Annotated in this window: 18 protein-coding genes and 3 pseudogenes; 11 read left to right on the forward strand and 10 right to left on the reverse strand. The window is 69.4% G+C overall.

Annotation, left to right across the window (positions count from 1 at the left end):
• Positions 1–74: 74 nt before the first annotated feature.
• From ACGFY9_RS34110 to ACGFY9_RS34120, 3 genes and pseudogenes are all read right to left on the reverse strand, one after another.
• A complete protein-coding gene (locus ACGFY9_RS34110; RefSeq protein ID WP_393760630.1) occupies positions 75–1,124 on the reverse strand; it encodes a phosphotransferase family protein in 1,050 nt (349 codons plus the stop codon).
• Positions 1,121–1,981, reverse strand: coding sequence for an acyl-CoA dehydrogenase family protein (locus ACGFY9_RS34115; RefSeq protein ID WP_393760632.1), 861 nt, complete (start codon positions 1,979–1,981; stop codon positions 1,121–1,123). The genes ACGFY9_RS34110 and ACGFY9_RS34115 overlap by 4 nt, the downstream gene beginning before the upstream one ends.
• 31 nt (positions 1,982–2,012) lie before the next feature.
• A pseudogene (locus ACGFY9_RS34120) lies at positions 2,013–2,159 on the reverse strand (IS481 family transposase); the annotation flags it as partial.
• Positions 2,160–2,312: 153 nt separating this feature from the next.
• Here ACGFY9_RS34120 and ACGFY9_RS34125 point away from each other — a divergent pair.
• From ACGFY9_RS34125 to ACGFY9_RS34145, 5 genes are all read left to right on the forward strand, one after another.
• On the forward strand, positions 2,313–3,344 hold the full coding sequence (locus ACGFY9_RS34125; protein WP_393760634.1) for a LacI family DNA-binding transcriptional regulator: 1,032 nt from the start codon (positions 2,313–2,315) through the stop codon (positions 3,342–3,344).
• An 18-nt stretch (positions 3,345–3,362) separates the two neighbouring features.
• A complete protein-coding gene (locus ACGFY9_RS34130; protein ID WP_393760636.1) occupies positions 3,363–5,522 on the forward strand; it encodes a beta-galactosidase in 2,160 nt (719 codons plus the stop codon).
• Positions 5,519–6,886 carry an ABC transporter substrate-binding protein gene (locus ACGFY9_RS34135; protein ID WP_393760638.1) on the forward strand — a complete coding sequence of 456 codons (1,368 nt, stop codon included), beginning with the start codon at positions 5,519–5,521 and terminating at the stop codon, positions 6,884–6,886. Before ACGFY9_RS34130 ends, ACGFY9_RS34135 begins: the two co-directional genes overlap by 4 nt.
• 92 nt (positions 6,887–6,978) lie before the next feature.
• Positions 6,979–7,944 carry a carbohydrate ABC transporter permease gene (locus ACGFY9_RS34140; RefSeq protein WP_393760640.1) on the forward strand — a complete coding sequence of 322 codons (966 nt, stop codon included), beginning with the start codon at positions 6,979–6,981 and terminating at the stop codon, positions 7,942–7,944.
• On the forward strand, positions 7,941–8,807 hold the full coding sequence (locus ACGFY9_RS34145; protein ID WP_393760642.1) for a carbohydrate ABC transporter permease: 867 nt from the start codon (positions 7,941–7,943) through the stop codon (positions 8,805–8,807). Before ACGFY9_RS34140 ends, ACGFY9_RS34145 begins: the two co-directional genes overlap by 4 nt.
• A 13-nt stretch (positions 8,808–8,820) precedes the next feature.
• Here the strand turns inward: ACGFY9_RS34145 and ACGFY9_RS34150 are convergent, their stop codons facing one another.
• Entirely contained in the window at positions 8,821–9,132 is a 312-nt protein-coding gene (locus ACGFY9_RS34150) for a hypothetical protein (protein WP_393760644.1), read from the reverse strand.
• Between the two features lie 70 nt (positions 9,133–9,202).
• On the opposite strand from ACGFY9_RS34150, the gene ACGFY9_RS34155 reads away from it, so the two are divergent.
• The 3 genes and pseudogenes from ACGFY9_RS34155 to ACGFY9_RS34165 form a co-directional block, all read left to right on the forward strand.
• Complete coding sequence (locus ACGFY9_RS34155) at positions 9,203–9,547, forward strand: oxidoreductase C-terminal domain-containing protein (RefSeq protein WP_393760646.1); 345 nt, start codon at positions 9,203–9,205, stop codon at positions 9,545–9,547.
• A 43-nt stretch (positions 9,548–9,590) separates the two neighbouring features.
• Positions 9,591–11,024: an NAD(P)-binding domain-containing protein gene (locus ACGFY9_RS34160; RefSeq protein ID WP_393760648.1), complete on the forward strand. Its 1,434-nt coding sequence runs from the start codon at positions 9,591–9,593 to the stop codon at positions 11,022–11,024.
• Positions 10,972–11,186 (forward strand): annotated as a pseudogene (locus ACGFY9_RS34165) (FUSC family protein); the annotation flags it as partial. The gene ACGFY9_RS34160 and the pseudogene ACGFY9_RS34165, both read left to right, overlap by 53 nt.
• Before the next feature lie 522 nt (positions 11,187–11,708).
• Here ACGFY9_RS34165 and ACGFY9_RS34170 read toward each other — a convergent pair.
• Together ACGFY9_RS34170 and ACGFY9_RS34175 are read right to left on the reverse strand one after the other, a co-directional pair.
• Positions 11,709–12,692 (reverse strand): AraC family transcriptional regulator, encoded by a 984-nt coding sequence (locus tag ACGFY9_RS34170; RefSeq protein ID WP_393760650.1) that lies wholly within the window; start codon positions 12,690–12,692, stop codon positions 11,709–11,711.
• A gap of 188 nt (positions 12,693–12,880) precedes the next feature.
• Positions 12,881–13,159 (reverse strand): annotated as a pseudogene (locus tag ACGFY9_RS34175) (IS1380 family transposase); the annotation flags it as partial.
• 414 nt (positions 13,160–13,573) lie between these two features.
• Here ACGFY9_RS34175 and ACGFY9_RS34180 point away from each other — a divergent pair.
• Positions 13,574–14,185, forward strand: coding sequence for a TetR/AcrR family transcriptional regulator (locus ACGFY9_RS34180; protein ID WP_393760652.1), 612 nt, complete (start codon positions 13,574–13,576; stop codon positions 14,183–14,185).
• A 37-nt stretch (positions 14,186–14,222) separates the two neighbouring features.
• On the opposite strand, the gene ACGFY9_RS34185 is transcribed toward ACGFY9_RS34180, so the two are convergent.
• Both ACGFY9_RS34185 and ACGFY9_RS34190 read right to left on the reverse strand, forming a co-directional pair.
• Entirely contained in the window at positions 14,223–14,381 is a 159-nt protein-coding gene (locus ACGFY9_RS34185; RefSeq protein ID WP_393760654.1) for a hypothetical protein, read from the reverse strand.
• Between the two features lie 303 nt (positions 14,382–14,684).
• Positions 14,685–14,945 (reverse strand): hypothetical protein, encoded by a 261-nt coding sequence (locus tag ACGFY9_RS34190; RefSeq protein ID WP_393760656.1) that lies wholly within the window; start codon positions 14,943–14,945, stop codon positions 14,685–14,687.
• A 38-nt stretch (positions 14,946–14,983) separates the two neighbouring features.
• Here ACGFY9_RS34190 and ACGFY9_RS34195 point away from each other — a divergent pair, with 38 nt between their 5' ends.
• Positions 14,984–15,577 (forward strand): TetR/AcrR family transcriptional regulator, encoded by a 594-nt coding sequence (locus ACGFY9_RS34195; protein WP_393760658.1) that lies wholly within the window; start codon positions 14,984–14,986, stop codon positions 15,575–15,577.
• Between the two features lie 39 nt (positions 15,578–15,616).
• Here the strand turns inward: ACGFY9_RS34195 and ACGFY9_RS34200 are convergent, their stop codons facing one another.
• On the reverse strand, positions 15,617–16,279 hold the full coding sequence (locus tag ACGFY9_RS34200; protein ID WP_393760660.1) for a TetR/AcrR family transcriptional regulator: 663 nt from the start codon (positions 16,277–16,279) through the stop codon (positions 15,617–15,619).
• A 124-nt stretch (positions 16,280–16,403) separates the two neighbouring features.
• Here ACGFY9_RS34200 and ACGFY9_RS34205 point away from each other — a divergent pair, with 124 nt between their 5' ends.
• Positions 16,404–17,498: a lipocalin-like domain-containing protein gene (locus ACGFY9_RS34205; RefSeq protein WP_393760662.1), complete on the forward strand. Its 1,095-nt coding sequence runs from the start codon at positions 16,404–16,406 to the stop codon at positions 17,496–17,498.
• A gap of 40 nt (positions 17,499–17,538) precedes the next feature.
• Here ACGFY9_RS34205 and ACGFY9_RS34210 read toward each other — a convergent pair whose 3' ends face one another.
• The gene (locus tag ACGFY9_RS34210; protein WP_393760664.1) at positions 17,539–18,369 is read right to left on the reverse strand and encodes a helix-turn-helix transcriptional regulator; all 831 of its coding nucleotides are present in this window, start codon (positions 18,367–18,369) and stop codon (positions 17,539–17,541) included.
• Between the last annotated feature and the right edge of the window lie 136 nt (positions 18,370–18,505).

Genomic DNA, 18,505 nt, shown 5'->3' on the forward strand with positions numbered 1-18,505 from the left:
CCCCGCTCCCGACCGGATCGGGTGGCGGGGCGTGCCGCGGTGTCGGAGGCCCTCTCCCGTGGCAGTACCCGCGCTTACGGCCGCCCGAGCACGCGCAGTTCGCGGAGGGCCTTCGAGACCAGGACCGGGACCGCCGCGCCGGCGCCTTCGTAGCCGTCGCTCACTGTCTGGCCGCCGAGGTACCGGGCATGGACGCCTTCGAGGATCACGGCCAGTTTCATCGCACTGAAGGCCAGGTAGAAGGGCAGCAGGCTCAGGTCACGACCGGTCAACCTGGCGTATTTCTCGGCCACTTCGCGGCTGGTGGGGAAGCCCTGCTGGGTAGTGACGCCCACCGCGACGGGAATCAGCTCGCGGTCCGTGTCGTCGCGGTCGTGCCAGTACGTCAGCGTCATGCCGAGATCGGCCAACGGGTCGCCCAGCGTGGAGAGTTCCCAGTCGAGGACACCGGCGATGCGGGGCGGCCCGTCGAGGTCGACGATGGTGTTGTCGAGGCGATAGTCGCCGTGCACGATCGAGGCGTCGGAGCGCTCCGGCACATGGTCGGCGAGCCGGTTCAGGAGTACGTCCATGTCCGGGAGCCGGCGCGTGTGCGAGCGGCGCCACTGCTCGCCCCACCGGGAGACCTGGCGTGCGCAGTAGCCCTGCGGCCGTCCGAAGTCCGCCAGGCCGACGCTCGCGGGGTCGATGCCGTGCAGGTTCGCGAGGGTTTTCGCCAGACCGTCAGCCAGCCCGGAGCGTGCCTCGGGGCTGAGCCCGGCGGTGTCGTCCGCCGTGCGTATCACCACGCCGGGCACCTCGGCCATGACGTAGAAGGGACAGCCGACGACGTCGGGGTCCGTGCAGAGCGCCAGCGTCCGGGGCACGGGCACCGCGCTCCCCGCGAGGGCGGTCTGGACGCGGTACTCACGCTTCATGTCGTGTGCGCTGGGGAGTACTTGGCCGAGGGGAGGCCGCCTGAGGATGACGGTTCCGTGGGGGAGTCGCAGCCGATAGGTGATGTTCGACAGCCCGCCGGAAATCAGCTCGGCCCGCCAAGGACCGCCGTCCAGCAGGTCCGGCAGCGTCTCCCGCAGCCACTTCTCGATGTCCGCGGCCGGCAGGCCGGGCAGATCGGTGCTCACGACCGGATCCCGCTTCCTTGTTCGGCGGCACCGGCACGGCGCGCGGCCCGCTTGGCGATCGACATCCGGTGCGCCTCCGAGGCCCCGTCGTAGATACGGAAGGCGCGGATGTCGGCGTAGATACGACCGATGACCAGGTCCTCACTGGTGCCTAGCCCGCCGGCGAGCTGCACCGAGCGGTCGACGACGCGTCCGACGGCCTCGCTGATGAACACCTTTGCGCGGGAGGACGATTCGGTGCCCTTGCCGTCTTCGGCGATCTCCCAGGACGCCTGCCACAGCAGTGCCCGGGCGGCGGCCAGGTCGATCTCGTTGTCGGCGATCATCTGCTGTGCCATGCCGAGGTCGGCGAGCCGCTGCCCGAACAACTCCCGGTCGACCGCACGGGAGAGCGCGATCTCATGTGCGCGCCGGGCGGCGCCGAGCCACCGCATGCAGTGGGTGAGACGGGCGGGCGCCAGCCTGACCTGCACGTACCGGAAACCCAGCCCGGCCTCGCCGAGCACAGCGTCGTCCGGTACGAAAACGTCCTCGAACAGCACCCGGCAGTGACCCCCGACCATGGTCGAGTCGATGGTGCGGGCGTGCTCCTTCACCGCGAAACCGGGGGTGTCGGTGTCGACCAGCAGCATGGTGGCCCCGCCGCTCTCGCCGTCACGTGCCATGACGATGGTGAACGCGGCGCCCTCGGCCCCCGTGATCAGATGCTTCTCACCCGAGATGCTCCAGCCGCCGGGGACTTTCGTCGCCAGGGTGCGTACGGCGGACGGGTCGGAGCCCGCGCCGGGCGCGTTTCCGACCTCGGTGGAGGGTGGGGACCGACTCCACCGCGACCTGGCCACCGGCCACTGATCCATCAACGGTTGGTGACGCGGCCGGCTCGGGTTCGTCCGCCAGGACGCGCTCGCCGGTGATGCCGTGGGCGGCGAACCAGGCGGCGGCCCGGGTCGGGAAGCTCGCGCAGGTGTCGGCCCTCTCGCCGGGCGCGATCCCGGCGTAGGCCAGGTGGGAGTGGTCGTCCAGCGCGGTGTGCAGGTCGAACAGGCGGCTCGACACCTGCCCGGCGGAGAGCAACTTCCCGTTTCCGGCGCAAGGGTCTTGAATCCTGCGTCTTGTTAACGTTAACGTCCAGCGCAACATCCCAGAAACGCAAGGGAGCGATCTCCAAGTGATGCCCAGTGATGCTCTATGACGCCGTCCACTGACCGGGCCGGGCGCCCAGCGGTTCTCGGTGACGTGGCGCGGCTGGCGAAGGTGTCGATGATGACCGTGTCGCGGGTGCTCAACGAGAACCCCGGGGTCAAGGCCAGCACACGGGCGCGAGTGCTGGCGGCGGTGACGGAGCTGGGGTACCGGCCCAACAGCGCGGCGCGGACGCTGGTGACCGGCAGGTCGCGGGTGCTCGGGGTGGTCGCGTTCGACACGAGGCTCTACGGTCCCGCGAGCACGTTGTTCGGTATCGAGCAGGCGGCCCGCGACGCCGGGTACACCGTGCGGGTCACCACGCTGGAGTCCGCGGGTCAGCACTCGGGCGAAGAGGTGATGCGCAGTTTGATGTCGGAGTCGTTGGCCGGGGTGATCCTGGCCGCGCCGCACGACTGGGCGGCGGACGCGCTACGGCATCTGACCAAGGGGACGTCCGTGGTCGTGGTGGATGTGGACATCGAGCAGGAGTCCGCCCCCGTGGTGGGTATCGCGCAGTACGCGGGCGCCCGGAAGGCCACGGAGCATCTGCTGTCCCTCGGCCACCAGACCGTCTGGCACGTCGCGGGACCGGTGGACTGGCCGTCGGCGCAGGTCCGCGAGACCGCCTGGCGGACGGCGCTCACCGAGGCGGGACGCAAGGCGCCGCCTCCGCTGCGCGGGGACTGGACGGCGAAGTCGGGTTATGAACAGGGACGTCGCCTGCTCCGGCGCAAGAACGTCACCGCGATCTTCGCGGCCAACGACCAGATGGCGCTCGGTGTGCTGCTCGCGCTGCGCGAGGCGGGCCTGGACGTGCCGGGCGATGTGAGCCTGGTGGGCTTCGACGACATCCCGGAGGCCGCGTATTTCTGGCCGCCGTTGACGACGGTGCGGCAGGACTTCGACGAGGCCGGCCGGCTCGCCCTCGACCTGCTGGTGGAGCAGATCGAGGGCACGGCGGAGCGGGACGGACTGACCGTGGTCGAGCCCGAGTTGATCGTACGCAGCAGCACGGGCCCGGCGGCCCGGAACTGACACGGGGGAACAGATCTCATGAACGCGCCGCAGCAGCCGCACCAGGCCAAGAATGTTAACGCTACCAATATCAATTCACCCGGCAGAATCCTCTTCGGAGCCGCCTACTACGCGGAGTACCAGCCTTACGAACGGCTCACCACTGACCTCGACTTGATGAAGCAGGCCGGATTCTCCCTCATCCGCGTCGGCGAGTCCGTGTGGTCGACCTGGGAGCCCGAGGACGGCCGCTTCGACCTCGACTGGCTCCAGCCGGTCCTCGACGAGGCCCACGCCCGGGACATCTCGGTCATCGTCGGCACACCGACCTACGCCGTCCCGCCGTGGCTGCGTCACAAGTACCCGGAGACGGCGGCGCATTGGAAGTCCGGTCAGCCCGTCCCGTACGGCGGCCGCCAGGACGCGGACTTCACGCACCCCGCCTTCCGTCACCTGTCCGAGCGGGTCGTCCGGAAGATCGTCGCGCGCTACGCCCACCACCCGGCGGTCATCGGCTGGCAGGTCGACAACGAACCTGGTATCCATCTGCTGCACAATCCGGCCGTGTTCCAGGGCTTCGTCGACCATCTCCGTACGACCTACAAAGACGTCGAGACCCTCAACGACCGCTGGGGGCTCACCTATTGGTCCCACCGCATAGCCGACTGGTCCCAACTGTGGACACCGGACGGCAACTCCACCCCGTCCTACGACCTGGCGTGGCGCCGCTACCAGGCCCGGCTGACCAGCGACTTCATCGGCTGGCAGGCCGACATCGTGCGGGAGCTCGCGGCGCCCGGACAGTTCGTCACGACGTGTATCGACATGGGCCGCAGCGCCCTCGACGAAGTCGCGCTCGGGCAGCGGCTGGACGTCACCGCCACCAACATCTACTTCCCGATGCAGGACGGCATGCGGCACCCGGCCCCCACCAACCCGCCGTCGGCCGGCCGCCCCTGGTGGCTGCCCTGGTCCGGTGCCTGGGCGCTGTACCTCAAGTCCGACCTGTCCTACGGGATACGCCGCGAGCCCTTCCTCGTCACCGAGACGCACGCCCAGTCGATCGGCGAGTCGCACGTCAACTACCCGGCGTACGACGGCCAGTGGCGCCAGGCCGTGTGGGCGATGGTGGCCCGGGGTGCAGCGGCGGTCGAGTACTGGCACTGGCACACCCTGCACTTCGGCCATGAGACGTACTGGGGCGGAGTCCTCGGGCACAGCCTGGAACCGGGCCGCTGCTACGAGGAGTTGAGCCGCACCGGCGCCGAACTCCAGCAGGCCGGGGACGTGCTCGCCGGCCTGGAACCCGACGCCGACGTCGCGATCCTGTACTCGCTGGAGAGCAAGTGGGCGCTGGAGTTCCAGCCGCCCATCGCGACGGGGAACGGCGGTGACCCGGACCGCGGGACCTACGACCGCGTCGTCGCCACCCTCCACCAGGGGCTGTTCCACGCCGGTCTCCAGGCCGCCGTACTGAGCCCGGAACAGCTCGGCACGGACCCGGCGGCCCTCGCTGCCCGCTGGCCGGTGCTGGTGGTGCCCGCCCTGTACGTGGCAGGTGACGAACTCCTGGAACTGCTGGAGCAGTACGCGCACCACGGCGGCCACCTCCTCCTGACCTTCCGTTTCGGGTACGCGGACCATGACGCCCGGCCGCGCCCCCAGGTCATGCCCGGAATCCTGCGCGAGGCCGTCGGGGCGCACTACCTGGAGTACACCAACCTCGCCGAGCCGGTGCCCGTAAGGGGGTTCGACGGCCACGCGACGGCCTGGGCGGACGCCCTCGTACCGGACACCGCCACACCGCTGGCCTGGTACGAACACCCGCACGCGGGCCGCTGGCCCGCCGTCGTGACGAACGAGCACGGAGCCGGCCGGGTCACCTATCTCGGCACGCTGCCCGACGCCGCCCTGGCGAGGGAACTGGCCCGCTGGGTGGCGCGGACGACGCTGCCCGAGGATCCGTGGGGCGCCATCCCCGGCTCGGTCACCGTCACCGGAGCGCGCGCGGCCGACGGACGGCGGCTGCGGTTCGTCACCAACTGGTCGTGGGAGACGGCGCCTGTGCGCCTCCCCGTGGCCGCCATGGATCTGCTGTCCGGCGAGACGCTCGACGCCGGATCGGAGTTGTCACTCAGCCCCTGGGATGTCCGGGTGCTCATCGAGCGGGACACCGAACGACAGGAGGAGAGACGATGAAGTCTCTGACAACGGGCCGGCGTTCGCGCCTGCTCACCACGGCTGCGGGCGGGCTCGCCCTGCTGGTGCTGACGGCTTGCTCCGGGGGTACCTCCGGAGCGGACGCGGGCAGCGGCAGCACCAAGACCGTCGACATGGCCGCCGAGTTGAAGAAGCCGGCCACCATAGAGTTCTGGAGCTGGGTGGACGGCATCCAGGACGAGGCCAAGCTTTTCGAGAAGAAGTACCCCAATATCAAGGTCAAGGTCGTCAACGCGGGCCAGCCCGCCGCCGAGTACCCCAAGCTCCGCACCGCCCTGAAGGCGGGCAGCGGCGCCCCCGACGTCGTACAGCTCGAAGCGCACGAGGTCCCCTCCTTCACCATCACCAAGAGCCTGCTCGACCTGGCCCCGTACGGAGCCGACAAGATCAAGAGCAAGTTCCAGTCATGGGCCTGGGGCCAGGTCTCGCAGGGCTCCTCCGTCTACGCCATCCCGCAGGACACCGGTCCGATGGGCATGCTGTACCGCAAGGACATCTTCGACAAGTACCACATCCAAGTCCCCACGACCTGGGCGGAGTTCGCGACCGCGGCCGAGAAGCTGCACAAGGCCGACCCGAAGGCGTACCTGACCAACGCGTCCCCGAGCAACGGCGCGGTCTACACCGGTCTGCTCTGGCAGGCGGGATCACGGCCGTTCAAGAGCAGTTCGGCGACCAGCCTCGACGTGAACATCGCCGACGCGCCCGCCAAGAAGGTGAGCGACTACTGGAGCGGCCTGGTGAAGTCGGGCGCCGTCTCGACCGACCCGGACTTCACCGACCAGTGGTACCGCGGCCTGGCCGACGGCAAGTACGCCACCTGGCTCACCGCCGCCTGGGGCCCGATGTTCCTCCAGGGAACCGCGAAGGGAACGTCGGGCAAGTGGCGCGTCGCCCCGCTTCCCCAGTGGAGCGCGGGGGAGTCGGCTTCGGGGAACACCGGCGGCTCCACGAGCGCGGTCGTCCGCACCAGCAAGTACCCGGCCGCGGCAGCGGCGTTCGCCCAGTTCCTGAACAGCGACCCCGCCTCGACGAAGATGCTGAACTCCAAGCAGTCCCTCTTCCCGGCCACGACGGCGCTGCTCGACGACAAGACCTTCCTGGACGCGTCCCTGCCGTTCTTCGGCGGTCAGAAGGTGAACCAGGTCTTCTCCGACATCTCCAAGACCGTCAAGACGGACTTCACCTGGAGCCCCGTCCAGGACTACGTCTTCAGCGACTTCAACGACACCGTCGGCAAGGCGATGACCCGCAAACAGGACCTCACCACCGCTCTCACCCAGTGGCAGGACTCGGTCACCGCATACGCCAAGAAGCAGGGCTTCACCGTCGGCGGCAGCTGACCGGAGCACACCCAGCCCCCGCGAACACCGGCACGGTGCACCACACACGGACACCACGACCGGCGTCCGCGGGGGCGGAGGGAAGGTACGACATGAGCCAGACCACTCCGCCGGCAGCCGCACACCCCGTCCCGCCGCCGATCGCATCGACCGCCGTCCGCGCGACCCGGCGCGCATGGCGACGCTCCGCCCGCGAGGCACTGGGCGCCTACGCCTTCGTCGCCCCCTTCATGATCCTTTTCGTCGCCCTGCTCGTGATCCCGCTCGGCTACGCCGGCTACCTGAGCCTCTTCCGCGAGCAACTGGTCGGCGGCAGCGTCTTCGCCGGCCTGGACAACTACCGCCAGGCACTGGACGACCCGCTCTTCCGCGACGGCGTGCTGCGCATGGCGCGCTTCCTCCTGCTCCAGGTCCCCGTCATGCTCGGCGCCGCGCTCTTCTTCGCCCTCGCCCTGGACAGCGGCCGACTGCGCTTCGCGCGCCTCATCCGGCTCGGCATCTTCATCCCATACGCGATCCCCAGCGTCATCGCCGCCCTCATGTGGGGCTACCTGTACGGCCCGGACTTCGGCCCGTTCGCCCAACTGGCCCGGGGCGTGGGCCTGGACGCCCCCGGGTTCCTCACCCCGCACTGGATACTCGCCTCCCTCGGCAACATCGTGACCTGGGAGTTCATCGGCTACAACATGATCATCCTGTTCGCCGCCCTCCAGTCGGTTCCGCCGGCCCTCTACGAGGCCGCCGCTGTGGACGGCGCCGGCGCGCTGCGCGTCGCCTGGCACATCAAGATCCCCGCCATCCGGCAGGCACTCATGCTCTGCGTGATCTTCTCGGTGATCGGGACCTTCCAGCTCTTCAACGAGCCCCAACTGCTGTCCACGATCGCGCCGCAGGCCATCAGCACCTCGTACACCCCGAACATGTACGCCTACACGCTCGTCTTCACCAACCAGGAAGTGAACTACTCCTCGGCCGTCTCCTTCCTGCTCGGCGCGGTGATCGTCGTCGTCTCCTACAGCGTGCAACTAGCGTCCCATCGGAGGATCCGCCGGTCATGACCAGCCACACCGCTTCCGTCCGCCGCCCCAGCAATCTGCTCACCCTGCTGATGCTGGCCTGCCTGGTGTACTTCCTGCTGCCGCTGCTCTGGCTCGTCGTCTCCGCCACCAAGAACAACGGCTCCCTGTTCTCCACCTTCGGGCTCTGGTTCGGCGGCGGCTTCGACCTCTTCGGCAACCTCCACGACGTATTCACCTACAACGACGGCATCTACGGCCGCTGGCTGCTCAACACCGCGCTCTACGCCGGGGTCAGCGCCGTCGGCTCAGCCTTCCTGGCGGCACTGGGCGGATACGCCTTCGCCAAGTTCCGCTTTCCCGGCCGCAATCTGCTCTTCGGGCTCGTGCTGGGCTCCATCATGGTCCCCAGCACCGTCCTGACCATCCCCACCTACCTGCTGTTCAGCAAGATCGGCCTGGTCAACACCCCGCTCGCGGTCATCGTCCCCATGCTGATCAGCCCCTTCGGCCTCTACCTGATGAGGGTCTACGCCGACAGCGCCGTCCCCGACAGCCTCATCGACGCCGCGCGCGTGGACGGAGCCGGCCCCTTCCGCACCTTCTGGCAGGTGGGCTTCCGACTGCTGCTGCCGGGATTCGTCACCGTCCTGCTCTTCCAGCTCGTGGCCAGCTGGAACAACTACTTCCTGCCGCTCATCATGCTCAACAACCCGAAGCTGTACCCGGTGACCATCGGACTCGCTCAATGGCAGGCCCAGGCAGGTGGGTTGGGCGGCGCCCACGCCCTCTTCTCCATCGTCATCACCGGATCGCTGGTCTCGATCCTCCCGCTGGTCGCCGCGTTCCTCCTGCTCCAGCGCTACTGGCAGGGCGGACTCGCCACCGGATCCGTGAAGGACTGACCGCCGAGGTCCTTCAACTGGCTTCCGTCGATGCCGGATCACCCTGGCCCGAGAGGATCGCCCGGATCCGCTGCGCCGCTTCGGTGTCGGCCGCCGGCGGTTGCGGTTCGCCCGCGGGCTCCGCCGGGATCAGTGCGTCGACGAGGCCGTCGGCCAGGGGCTCCACGGGTTCCTGCGCCTGTGCGGCACTGGGCAGGGTGTGCTGTAGCGCGATCAGATCGTGCAGTCCCGCCCACAGCGTCTGCGCCGCCTGCTCATCGGGCATGGACAGCGGATAGCCGGCCTCCCGGCACCCGGCGAACGCCTCGCCCAGGGAGAGAGACACGCCGGGACGGGTGCAGGTGGAGGCGGGCCGTAGGGACGGACGGCTGACGTACCTCGTACATCAGCCGACAGTGACCGGGGTATTCGCGGGCGAACAGGGCATGGCCGTCGCCCGCAACATCCTGGCCGCGCCCGGCGAGGCGGTGCCCTTCGAACCGGTGCCGTACGTCTGGTCCGACCAGTACGACCTGAAGTTCCAGATCTACGGCCGTACGCGCGGCGCGGACGAGGTGCGGATCGTCGAGCGCACCGTCGAGGACCGCAAGCTCGTCGCGCTCTACGGCAAGGACGGCCGGGTGTGCGGTGTCGTGTGCGTCAACCTGCCCCGCGCGACCCGCACTTACCGCGCACTGGTCGCCGAAGCCGCCGAGTGGGACCAGGCCGTCGGCACCGCTCTCATCGGAAGGACCGCGTGATGACGAACACCCAGGCACTCAGGGCCGGAGTCGTGGCCTCGGCATGATCGGCGGGGGAGTCGCCGTCAGTCTCGCCCGCAGCGGGCGCGTCCCGGCGGTCTACGACATCAGGCCGGACGCCTCCGACAAGCTGGAGGGCGTACCCGCCCCGCTCGCCTCACCCGCCGCCGTGGCCGAGGGCTCCGACGTGGTGATGGTCGCGATGGTCAACGCCGCCCAGGCCCGTACCGTGATCGCCGGAGACGGCGGTCTGCTGTCGGGCGCCCACCCGGGCCTCACGATCGTGCTGCAGTCCACCGTCGCGCTGCCCGTCGTCCACGAGCTGGCCGAGCTGTGCGCCAAGGAGGACGTCGGCTTCCTCGACTGCGGTGTCACCCCGGGCGACAAAGCCGCCGAGCACGGCATGGTCGCCATCGTCGGCGGCGAGCAGTCCGTGGTCGACCACGCCCGGCCCGTGCTGGACGACTGGGCCAAGAAGGTCGTCCACTGCGGCCCGCTGGGCGCCGGAATGGCAACCAAGATCGCCCGCAACGTCGTCACCTACGGAACCTGGCGCACCGTCACCGAGGCCGCCGCGCTGGCCGCCGCCGCGGGGGTCGAGTCGGCTCGGCTGGCCGAGGTGATCGACACCGCCGATCCCGAGGGTCGGACCCTGCTCCAACTGCTGCGCATGCGCGGCGCCGACGGCACCTTGCCAGAGCCGGCCGCCCGGCAGATCGAGCCGCTCATGACCAAGGACCTGGACGCCGCCCGCGATCTGGCCGCCACGCTCGGCGTCGGCACCCCCTTGGTCGACGTCACCCGCGCGGAGGCCGAGCGCACCCTCGGACTGGACCAGGAACCGGTCCTGTCCGCCGCCGACGCGGACCCGCTTCAGCGTGGCCTGGCGATGATGGACACGGTCTACGGCCCGGGATTCAGCGCGAGCATGCCGGAGCAGCTGGACCCGTACACCAGCGAAACCGTCGAGCACCTTTTCGGCGACATCTGGAACCGTCCGGACCGGTCCGTGCGCGACCGCCGACTGCTGGTGATCGGCGCCACCGCCGCCCGCGGCCGCGACGACCTGATGCAGATCCAGGTCCAAGGCGCCCTCACCAACCAGGAACTGACGGCCAATCAGCTCAAAGAGGCGGTCCTGCACCTCGCCCTCTACGTCGGCTGGGGCAACGCGACCGCCGCCCACCGCGGCATCGGGCAGGCGGTCTGTCAGGACGTCCCGACAGGGTTTTCGGTGCCTGGACTCCAGGTCGACCGAGGACCGCTCCGGGCCGTTGAACGGTGGCCGCCTGCCCGAAGAGCGCCCGCTCCCAGGGCCGTGACACGGTCATTTGAACACGCGGCCATCCTCGACGCCTGCACGGGTTGCGACGGCTTCCACATGAACGTCAACGTCCTGGCCCGGACCACTCTGGAGGAACTGCCGATCATTGTTGACCCTGCTGTTCCCGATTCGCCGTTGGGGGGCGCATCGTGACGCGCTCGCCGACACCCTGGCCGCCGTGGCGGACCACGCCCGCCGGCTGCGGTACGACCCGACCGCTCCGTTCGACCCGGAACCGTTGATGACGGCCGGGACGCGGCCGCCGTGACGCCGTCACAGGCCCGCACCCGTCCTCCCGTCCTCCACGGCCCCCGGTGGATCACCGCCGAATGGTGGGCTGATGGGCAGCGTGGTGAGGAGGCGGAGCGCTTCGTCCCGACCCGGCAAGACAACTTCAACCGCAGATCTCGGGATGAGACAACGCAGATCTCGGGATGAGACAACAGGGAGACGCGACCGCTTCCTTCTTTGTAACGACTGCGGACCCGGGACCGTCCGAGGACCGGACGGTCCCGGGGTTCTGCCTCATGGGTGTGCCTTCGATACGCTCAAGGTCCGGGCCGGCGCCGACCCCGGCCCGGACCTTGAGCGGTGTCGAGCAGCACACCGAGGCGGAGTTCAGGCCGCAGGTGCGCTGCCGACCCGCCCGCGGCTGTCGGGGGGCGCCGACGGGCGGTGACCGGCCCGAAGGGTGGAGATGGGCCGGCCGATGTCCGCGCGGCGGACCTCACGAGCGGACGCGCGAACTCCAGGAATCTAGCCCGTGGTGGCCGCCGCGCACGATCCACTGAGCGCGGCTGCTGTCCGCACAACGCGGGGCGATGGCGTGGGCCGGCGTCACCCGGAGCGCAGTGTCTGCGAGGGCAGCTCGCCGAAGCGCGCTCGGTAGCGGGACGCGAAGCGGCCCAGGTGGTCGAAGCTCCAACGATGGGCGACCTCGCTCACGTTCACTTCGCCCGGTGTGCCGCGGCGCAGCTCGTCGTGGGCGCGGGTGAGGCGGACGTCGGTGAGGTAGGCCAGCGGGGTCATGCCGACGTACTGCTGGAAGGCTTCTTGGAGTCGCCGCACGCTCACCCCGGCGAGCACGGCCAACTCTCCTACCGTGAACGGGTGTTGCGGCATGCTGTGCATGGCCTCGACAGCACGCTTGACGGGGCCCGGGCGCAGGGCGGGTTTTGGCTGGTCGAGCTCGTCGCGGTAGCGGTGCCCGGTGGCGAGGAGGAGCCCGGTCAGCAGGGCCTCCTGGAGCGGGCGGGCGACCGTCGGCCGGGTGAGCAGCCCGCCGGCCCGCATCTCGTCGAACACCCCGCGGATCATCCGTACCCAGCTCAGGCCCGCGCCGTGCGCGACGTCGAGTTCGGGCGTGAGGACGACGGGGGTGCGCAGCGGTCGGCCGAGAAGGCGTTCGAGCTGATCGTTGAGGGCCTTGGGGTCGATCTTCACTGCCAGCATGGAGCAGTCGGTACTCACGCGGTCCAGGGCCGTGTCGCCGTGCGGCTGGAAGACGGCGGCGTTCGCGGTGGTCGCCACCGCATTGGTGTGCCTTCCCTGACGCCAGGCCAGGTGGCCGCCCAGAGGGATGTCCACGTGGTAGGAGCCGAGTTCCCCGAACCGTATGCGTACCTCCTCGCCGAAAGAGAGTCGTCCGAGTGTGAGCGGACCTAGTGCGGCGATGTCGTACCGGGCCATGAACTCGGCGCTGCCGTCGGGCACGTCGATGAAGTTGGCGTAGAAGCGCTCTTGGAGGACCTGCCGAGCCTCGTCCACATCCGTCGTCCGGAACTTCAGCACATCCTGGCCCTGGTTGGGCGAGTGGTGCATTCCGCAGCCTCCTGCGCCTTTGGACCGTACGAGGGACGGTGCACATTATCGCCAGCCACTGCCTGCTGCCGTGCCCCTGTTTTCCCATCTCACGGCGGATCTGGCCGGAACGAGACGACGCCTCACTGGGCGTTCGGTCCTGTCTCACCGGCGAAGCCACCCTGAACTGGCGCGGAACCTGCCCTGGGCATGCCGACCGAGTACGACAGCCACCGGCCGCGCTTGGTGAGCCAGGCTGTGAACTCGTGGGTGCCGTGCCCGGAATCGCGGCGGGTCAGCGTCCGGAGTCCGCGCCGGTACGTCTTCGGCGGCTGGACCATGGCGAGTTGGGCGGTGGTGATGTGGTCGGCGGCGGTGTTGCTGCCCGCGGTGCCCGGTCGCGGCAGGCCCGCGACCGGCTCCCCGCTGCCGCCCCCTCCATGGTCGACGAAGGCCGTCAGCGGGTGGTGCCCGAAGGTCTTCCAGGTCCGGCCCCGCTTGCCCGGCCAACTTCCGGAGATGTGGGCGGACCCTCGACGCGGACACATTTTTGCTGTTCAGAGGCACTTTTCGGTTGTCTGACCCTCCGTCGGACGCCAGACTTGATGAAAGCATGAGGCTCGTGGCGGGCCGGGGACTGGTACGTCTGGTGCAGTCCGACTTGTGAGGGCGGCGGCAGGGCTCGGTGCGGTCGGCCCGGAGGGACTGCAGGAGGCAGCCGACCAGCCGGCGGCCGACTCGCGCCACACGGTCCGTTCCCTGCTGCGGCTCGCCCGCGGCCACGAGCGCCATGACCCCCGGATCACGGCTCTGATCGATGAACCCAGTGCCGAGAGTTCACCGGCTGTGGGAGCGTCAGGACGTCGGCCGCCTGGCACTGCTCCGCGTCGCACGGCCGCTGGATGCCCGACCGGCGTCCACCGCCGCTGAGTAACGGACACAAGCGTTTGCGTTTAGGGTGGGGCTTCTCCCGCAACGGATTCCACGCGACGTCGATGGACCACGTCATCGCCGCGACCGGCATGTCCTCCAGCGCCGTCTACCGCTACTTCCGGAGCAAGGACGACCTCATCGATGCCGCCGCGGACGAGGCCCTCGTCCTGGTCCGGGACTTGTTCGAGCGGCTCATGGAGCGGCGGCCCACCCCTTCACCGTCCGAGGTGCTGACGGCGATGACGGCAGAGGCCCGCGATCGCGGCGAGGGACAGTCGTACGACCTGACCCGCATCGCCATCCAGGCATGGGGCGAGGCACTGCGCAGCTCCGAACTCGAAGCTCGCACCCGGGCGTTCTATCTGGCCGTGCGCGACAGTCTCGCGGAACTGGCTCGCCGCTGGCACGACGAAGGAATCACTCCGCCGCAGGCGGACCCGGAGCAGATCGCGACCGTGCTGATGACGCTCATGCCCGGGCTTCTGGTCGGCCGTCATCTGGTGGCGCCGGTCGCGGCGGAGCAGTTGATCGGCGGGCTGGGCTCCCTCGCCTCGGCCCTGGACGGCTCGCCGGATTCGTAGCGGCTTGTCGGTCCGGGCTGCGGGGCGTCCGCCGCTGTCACCCGGAAGCGAGTGAGTGGACGAGCACTTCGTCCAGCCCGATCTCGTGCAGGATCTCGCGGGTGAGCGCGCTGATCGCGGGGGCGGTGCGGCCGGAGTGACGAGGTAGCACGGAGCGGGGCCGGGACGCGAACACTCCCTCCACGTGTGCGCTCATGGCGGGCCACGCCAGGGTGTCCGTTCGGGTCGCGGAACGGGGGCTGGCCGGTGAGACGCAGTACACGCAACAGGGCGCCGTAGAACGGTGGATGGAGGTTGCCCGTGGCCATGTGACCGCCGTCGGACATGCGGTAGGTGCGGGTAGACGGGCGCCGCACCGTCGACCGGGCTCGTGCCCCTGTCGACTTCAGGGCGGTCGGCAACCAAGTGCAACAAGACTGACCGTAAAGGGCACCACGAAACCGCTGTGCTCGTCGCGGCCGTCAGCGAGTGGCTGTGACCAGCACAGCCGCAACACTCCCTAGACCATCTGCACCCTTCGGTCCAGGACGGCCGAGTGAATACCGGCGGACGTGTCCCGCATCTCCTCCTCCGACTCGAAGCCGATCCGCACGATCGCGTCGATCGGCTCCTCCTCCGTGTCCGTCGCGAGGTCCGTCAGGTAGTACTGCACGTACTCCTTGACCTGGGGAAGTGCCACATAGGTCGGTCCGTACTCCAGTTCCATGAACCGGCGGAAGTCCTCCGTGGAAACCTCCGGGCGCTTCCTGATCACCGTCATCAGCCTGAGCATGTCGCCACCACCTGTTCAATGAATCAGTGACCAAGGCAGACAGCCGCGACCTGCGCTCCGAACTCGTGGCCGCGATCGCCATGCTGGCGGAGCCCCAAGCGGTGGCCGTTCCGTCGCTGCGCTCGATCGCCCGCGCCTGCGGGGTGGCCCCCTCGGCTGTGTACTGGCACTTCCCCTCCGAGGCGGACCTGCGCTCGGCGGTGCTCGATGCCGAATACGCCTCGCTGGTCGAAGCGGTCGAGTCGGCCCTCGGCTCCTCGGACGAGGCCGACGACCAGCTGGTCGTCGCCGGCGACGCCTACATCGCCTGGGGCGCCGCCCACCCGGGCGCGTACCAGCTCCTGTTCGAGAGCGATGACGCACTGCCGGAGACCAGAGCCGCGCACGGCCCCCGACTCCAGGCGCGCATCGTCGAACTCGCGCGGCTCGTCGACCCCGCCGCGCCCTTCGCCCCCGCGCTCCTGTTGTGGTCGGTGTGGCACGGTGTCGTCTCCCTGCGGCTCCACAAGGCCGAGTGGAACTGGGGAATGACCGCGCAGGAAGCGAATCGCCGACTGGTTCGAGCGTTGGTGGCCAACGGGACCAAAGCCGTCGATACGGACAGTCGTACCACTCCCTAGGGAGCGGCCGTACTGGTCGTGGCTGTCAACGAAACGCGCCTACCGGGCCGGGGCCGGTGTCGCGGTGATGCCCGCGATGAGCATGTCCGCGACGGTTTCGGCGTGGGCGCGGACGGTGTCGGTGTCGGGGTGCGCGGGCGCGCCGAGCAGTGCTGCTTCGACGGGGTTCGCGTAGAGGGCGCCGCCGCCCGCGACCACGAGGTAGTGCAGTGTGGCGTAGGGGACGTGGCGGATGCGTCCGGCCTCGGCGAGGCGGGAGAGCAGGGCTTCGACACCGGGACGCAGAGGGTTGGCGAACCGTTCGATGACGAAGCGCACGCGCGGGCTGTCGATCGCCCCTTCATGGTTCATGATCCGCAGTACCTGCGGGTACGCCGCTGAGAACAGCACTTGCTCGATGATGGCGCCGCGCAGTGCGTCGAGGTCGTCGAGTTCCGGTGACTGGGCACTGTCGCGCCATGCCGGCTCGATCAGGGTGAGCGCGTGTTCCATCGCGGCGAACCAGAGCCCTTCTTTGGAGCCGAAGCGCGCCGTGAGCAGGGCATGGCTCACTCCCAGTCGTCGGGCCAGTTCGCGCACGGAGGTGCCGTCGTAACCGGACTCGGCGAAGGCGTCCAGCGCCTCGCGCAGCAGGTGGGCCAGGTCGAGCCCCTCCCCGGCGCGCGGGCGCCCCCGGCCTCGCGCGGCTGGAGCCTGGGCCATCTGAAGCCTCCTGTTGTTGCTCGAACCGGACAAGCGGCGCATACTGATCCTAGCATTAAATAGACGACTGGAAAATAATCGGTTCGGCCGTCTCCGCCGTCTCCGCCGACAAAGAGGTATGCCCATGTTTCGCACCAGCACCGCGGCCCTGCCCGCCCGCCTGGGCGACACGCCCGAGGACTACGCCCGGCTCGGCATCGAACCCCACGCGATCAAGCCGTTCGAGGACGGCGCGCGGACCGACGGGGCGCCGGGCACCTACGAGTGGTGGTACTTCGACGCGCACCTGGACGACGGCGCCAAGCTCGTCGTGGTCTTCTTCACCAAGGAGTTCACCGACCTGGGCAAGCCGCTGAGTCCGCGGGTCCAGATCGACCTGACCCTGCCGGACGGCACCGCGCTCGCCGAACTCGCCGAGTTGGCCCCGGCCGCCTACAGCGCCTCGACCGAGTCCTGCGACGTGCGCATCGGCGACAACGTCTTCACCGGCAATCTGCACGACTACAAGATCCGCGCCCGAAGCGGGGACCTCGCGGTCGACGTCAGGCTGACCGGGCAGGTTCCGTCCTGGCGCCCGGAAACCGGGTACTGGCTGTACGGGGAGCACGACGAGCACCATTTCGCCTGGTTGCCGTCGGTCCCGCAGGGCAAGGTCGAGGTCACCTACAGCGTCGGCAGCAAGACCACCACGACGTCCGGCGTCGGCTACCACGACCACAACTGGGGCAACGAGCTGATGCTCAAGCTCATGCACCACTGGTACTGGGCGCGCGGCGCCGCGGGCCCGTACTCGGTGATCGCGTCCTACATCACCGCGGAGAAGAAGTACGGCTACACCACCTTCCCGGTGTTCATGCTGGCCCGCGACGGCAAGATCATCGCCGACGACGCCGCCAAGGTCACCTTCGAGGAACTCGGCCGGTACACCGACACCGACACCGGCAAGCCCGTCGCCAACGTCACCCGCTACACCTACACCGACGGTGACGAGCGCCACGTCGTGACCTTCACGCGGCACTCCGACCTCATGGGAGTGAAATTCATCGACGAGCTCAAGGGCCCGAAGAAGGCCGCCGCGAAATTCGCCGGGTTCGACGGCACCTACCAACGGTTCGCCGGCGAGCTGCGGATCGAGCACTACCAGGGTGAGCGGCTTGTCGACAGCCACACCGACGACGCACTGTGGGAACTGATGTACTTCGGCAAAGCCCTCGCCTGATACGACACTGCGCGAGCGTGGAACCGACGGTGAGCCCTGATCACGGACGTCGTCGGTCGGCCGCGTGGAGGGACCCCAGGAGCGCGAGGGAGTCCGCGTCGGTGCTTCCTGCCTCCGCGGTGCCGACCAGGAGGTACTGGCCGGAGGCGGCCTGTACGTCGAACGCCTGGTAGGTGAGGGCGATCAGGCCGACGTCCGGGTGGTTGAAGACCTTGGTCTTGCGGCCCAGGCCGCTGACGCTGAGGTCCTGCCACATGGCGGCGAACTCGGGGCTGTCGGCCAGTAGTTCCCGCACCAGCGCGGCGATCTCGGGATCGCGGCGTTCCTGCCCGGCGGCCAGACGCAGTGCCTCGACGGAGTCGCGGGCGACGGTCTGCCAGTCGGCGAACAGCTTGCGGGCCGCCGGGTCGCGGAAGAGGGAGCGGACCATGCGGCGTGGGTCGGCCAGTGGCGAGAGCAGGGCATCGGCCAGCGTGTTGCAGGCGAGGATTTCCAGCCGGTGGTTGATGACGTAGGCCACGGCGGTGGGGAAGGCGTCCATCAACTGGAGCAGGGCCGGGTGCACGGGGTCGTGCGGAGCGGCGGGCGTCGATTTCGGCAGCAGGCCGGCGAGCCGGTAGGCGTGCCAGCGTGCGTCGGTTCCCAGCCGCAGGGCCTTCGTGATGGCGTCGACGACCTGAGCGGAGGGGTTGGTCTCCCGCCCCTGTTCCAGACGCGCGTAGTAGTCGGCGCTGACCCCGGCCAGGACAGCGACCTCCTCGCGCCGCAGTCCGGCGACGCGGCGCGTGCCGGACGTGGCCATGCCCACGTCTGCGGGACTCAACCGAGCACGGTGTGCGCGGAGGAACTCGCCCAGCTCGTGGTCGCTCATCCTCGCATCGTACGCCGCGCCTCCCGGGCCGCCCGGGCGCGCCCAGAAGCGAGGAGCGGTGTCCTGATGACCGCAGTGGCTCTCGGACCGTAGCGGCTGTCTCCGGAGGGACCCGAGCAGTCGTTCCTGGGTGTGG

This window comes from Streptomyces sp. NPDC048504 (genome assembly GCF_043200035.1).
Taxonomy (GTDB): domain Bacteria; phylum Actinomycetota; class Actinomycetes; order Streptomycetales; family Streptomycetaceae; genus Streptomyces.

Bases quoted from the DNA above. Each gene is read 5' to 3' on its own strand.
- ACGFY9_RS34115 (WP_393760632.1), bottom strand. From the start codon at position 1,981: ATGGATCAGTGGCCGGTGGCCAGGTCGCGGTGGAGTCGGTCCCCACCC.
- ACGFY9_RS34125 (WP_393760634.1), top strand. From the start codon at position 2,313: ATGACGCCGTCCACTGACCGGGCCGGGCGCCCAGCGGTTCTCGGTGAC.
- ACGFY9_RS34130 (WP_393760636.1), top strand. From the start codon at position 3,363: ATGAACGCGCCGCAGCAGCCGCACCAGGCCAAGAATGTTAACGCTACC.
- ACGFY9_RS34135 (WP_393760638.1), top strand. From the start codon at position 5,519: ATGAAGTCTCTGACAACGGGCCGGCGTTCGCGCCTGCTCACCACGGCT.
- ACGFY9_RS34140 (WP_393760640.1), top strand. From the start codon at position 6,979: ATGAGCCAGACCACTCCGCCGGCAGCCGCACACCCCGTCCCGCCGCCG.
- ACGFY9_RS34145 (WP_393760642.1), top strand. From the start codon at position 7,941: ATGACCAGCCACACCGCTTCCGTCCGCCGCCCCAGCAATCTGCTCACC.
- ACGFY9_RS34160 (WP_393760648.1), top strand. From the start codon at position 9,591: ATGATCGGCGGGGGAGTCGCCGTCAGTCTCGCCCGCAGCGGGCGCGTC.
- ACGFY9_RS34170 (WP_393760650.1), bottom strand. From the start codon at position 12,692: ATGCACCACTCGCCCAACCAGGGCCAGGATGTGCTGAAGTTCCGGACG.
- ACGFY9_RS34180 (WP_393760652.1), top strand. From the start codon at position 13,574: ATGCCCGACCGGCGTCCACCGCCGCTGAGTAACGGACACAAGCGTTTG.
- ACGFY9_RS34185 (WP_393760654.1), bottom strand. From the start codon at position 14,381: ATGAGCGCACACGTGGAGGGAGTGTTCGCGTCCCGGCCCCGCTCCGTG.
- ACGFY9_RS34190 (WP_393760656.1), bottom strand. From the start codon at position 14,945: ATGACGGTGATCAGGAAGCGCCCGGAGGTTTCCACGGAGGACTTCCGC.
- ACGFY9_RS34200 (WP_393760660.1), bottom strand. From the start codon at position 16,279: ATGGCCCAGGCTCCAGCCGCGCGAGGCCGGGGGCGCCCGCGCGCCGGG.
- ACGFY9_RS34205 (WP_393760662.1), top strand. From the start codon at position 16,404: ATGTTTCGCACCAGCACCGCGGCCCTGCCCGCCCGCCTGGGCGACACG.
- ACGFY9_RS34210 (WP_393760664.1), bottom strand. From the start codon at position 18,369: ATGAGCGACCACGAGCTGGGCGAGTTCCTCCGCGCACACCGTGCTCGG.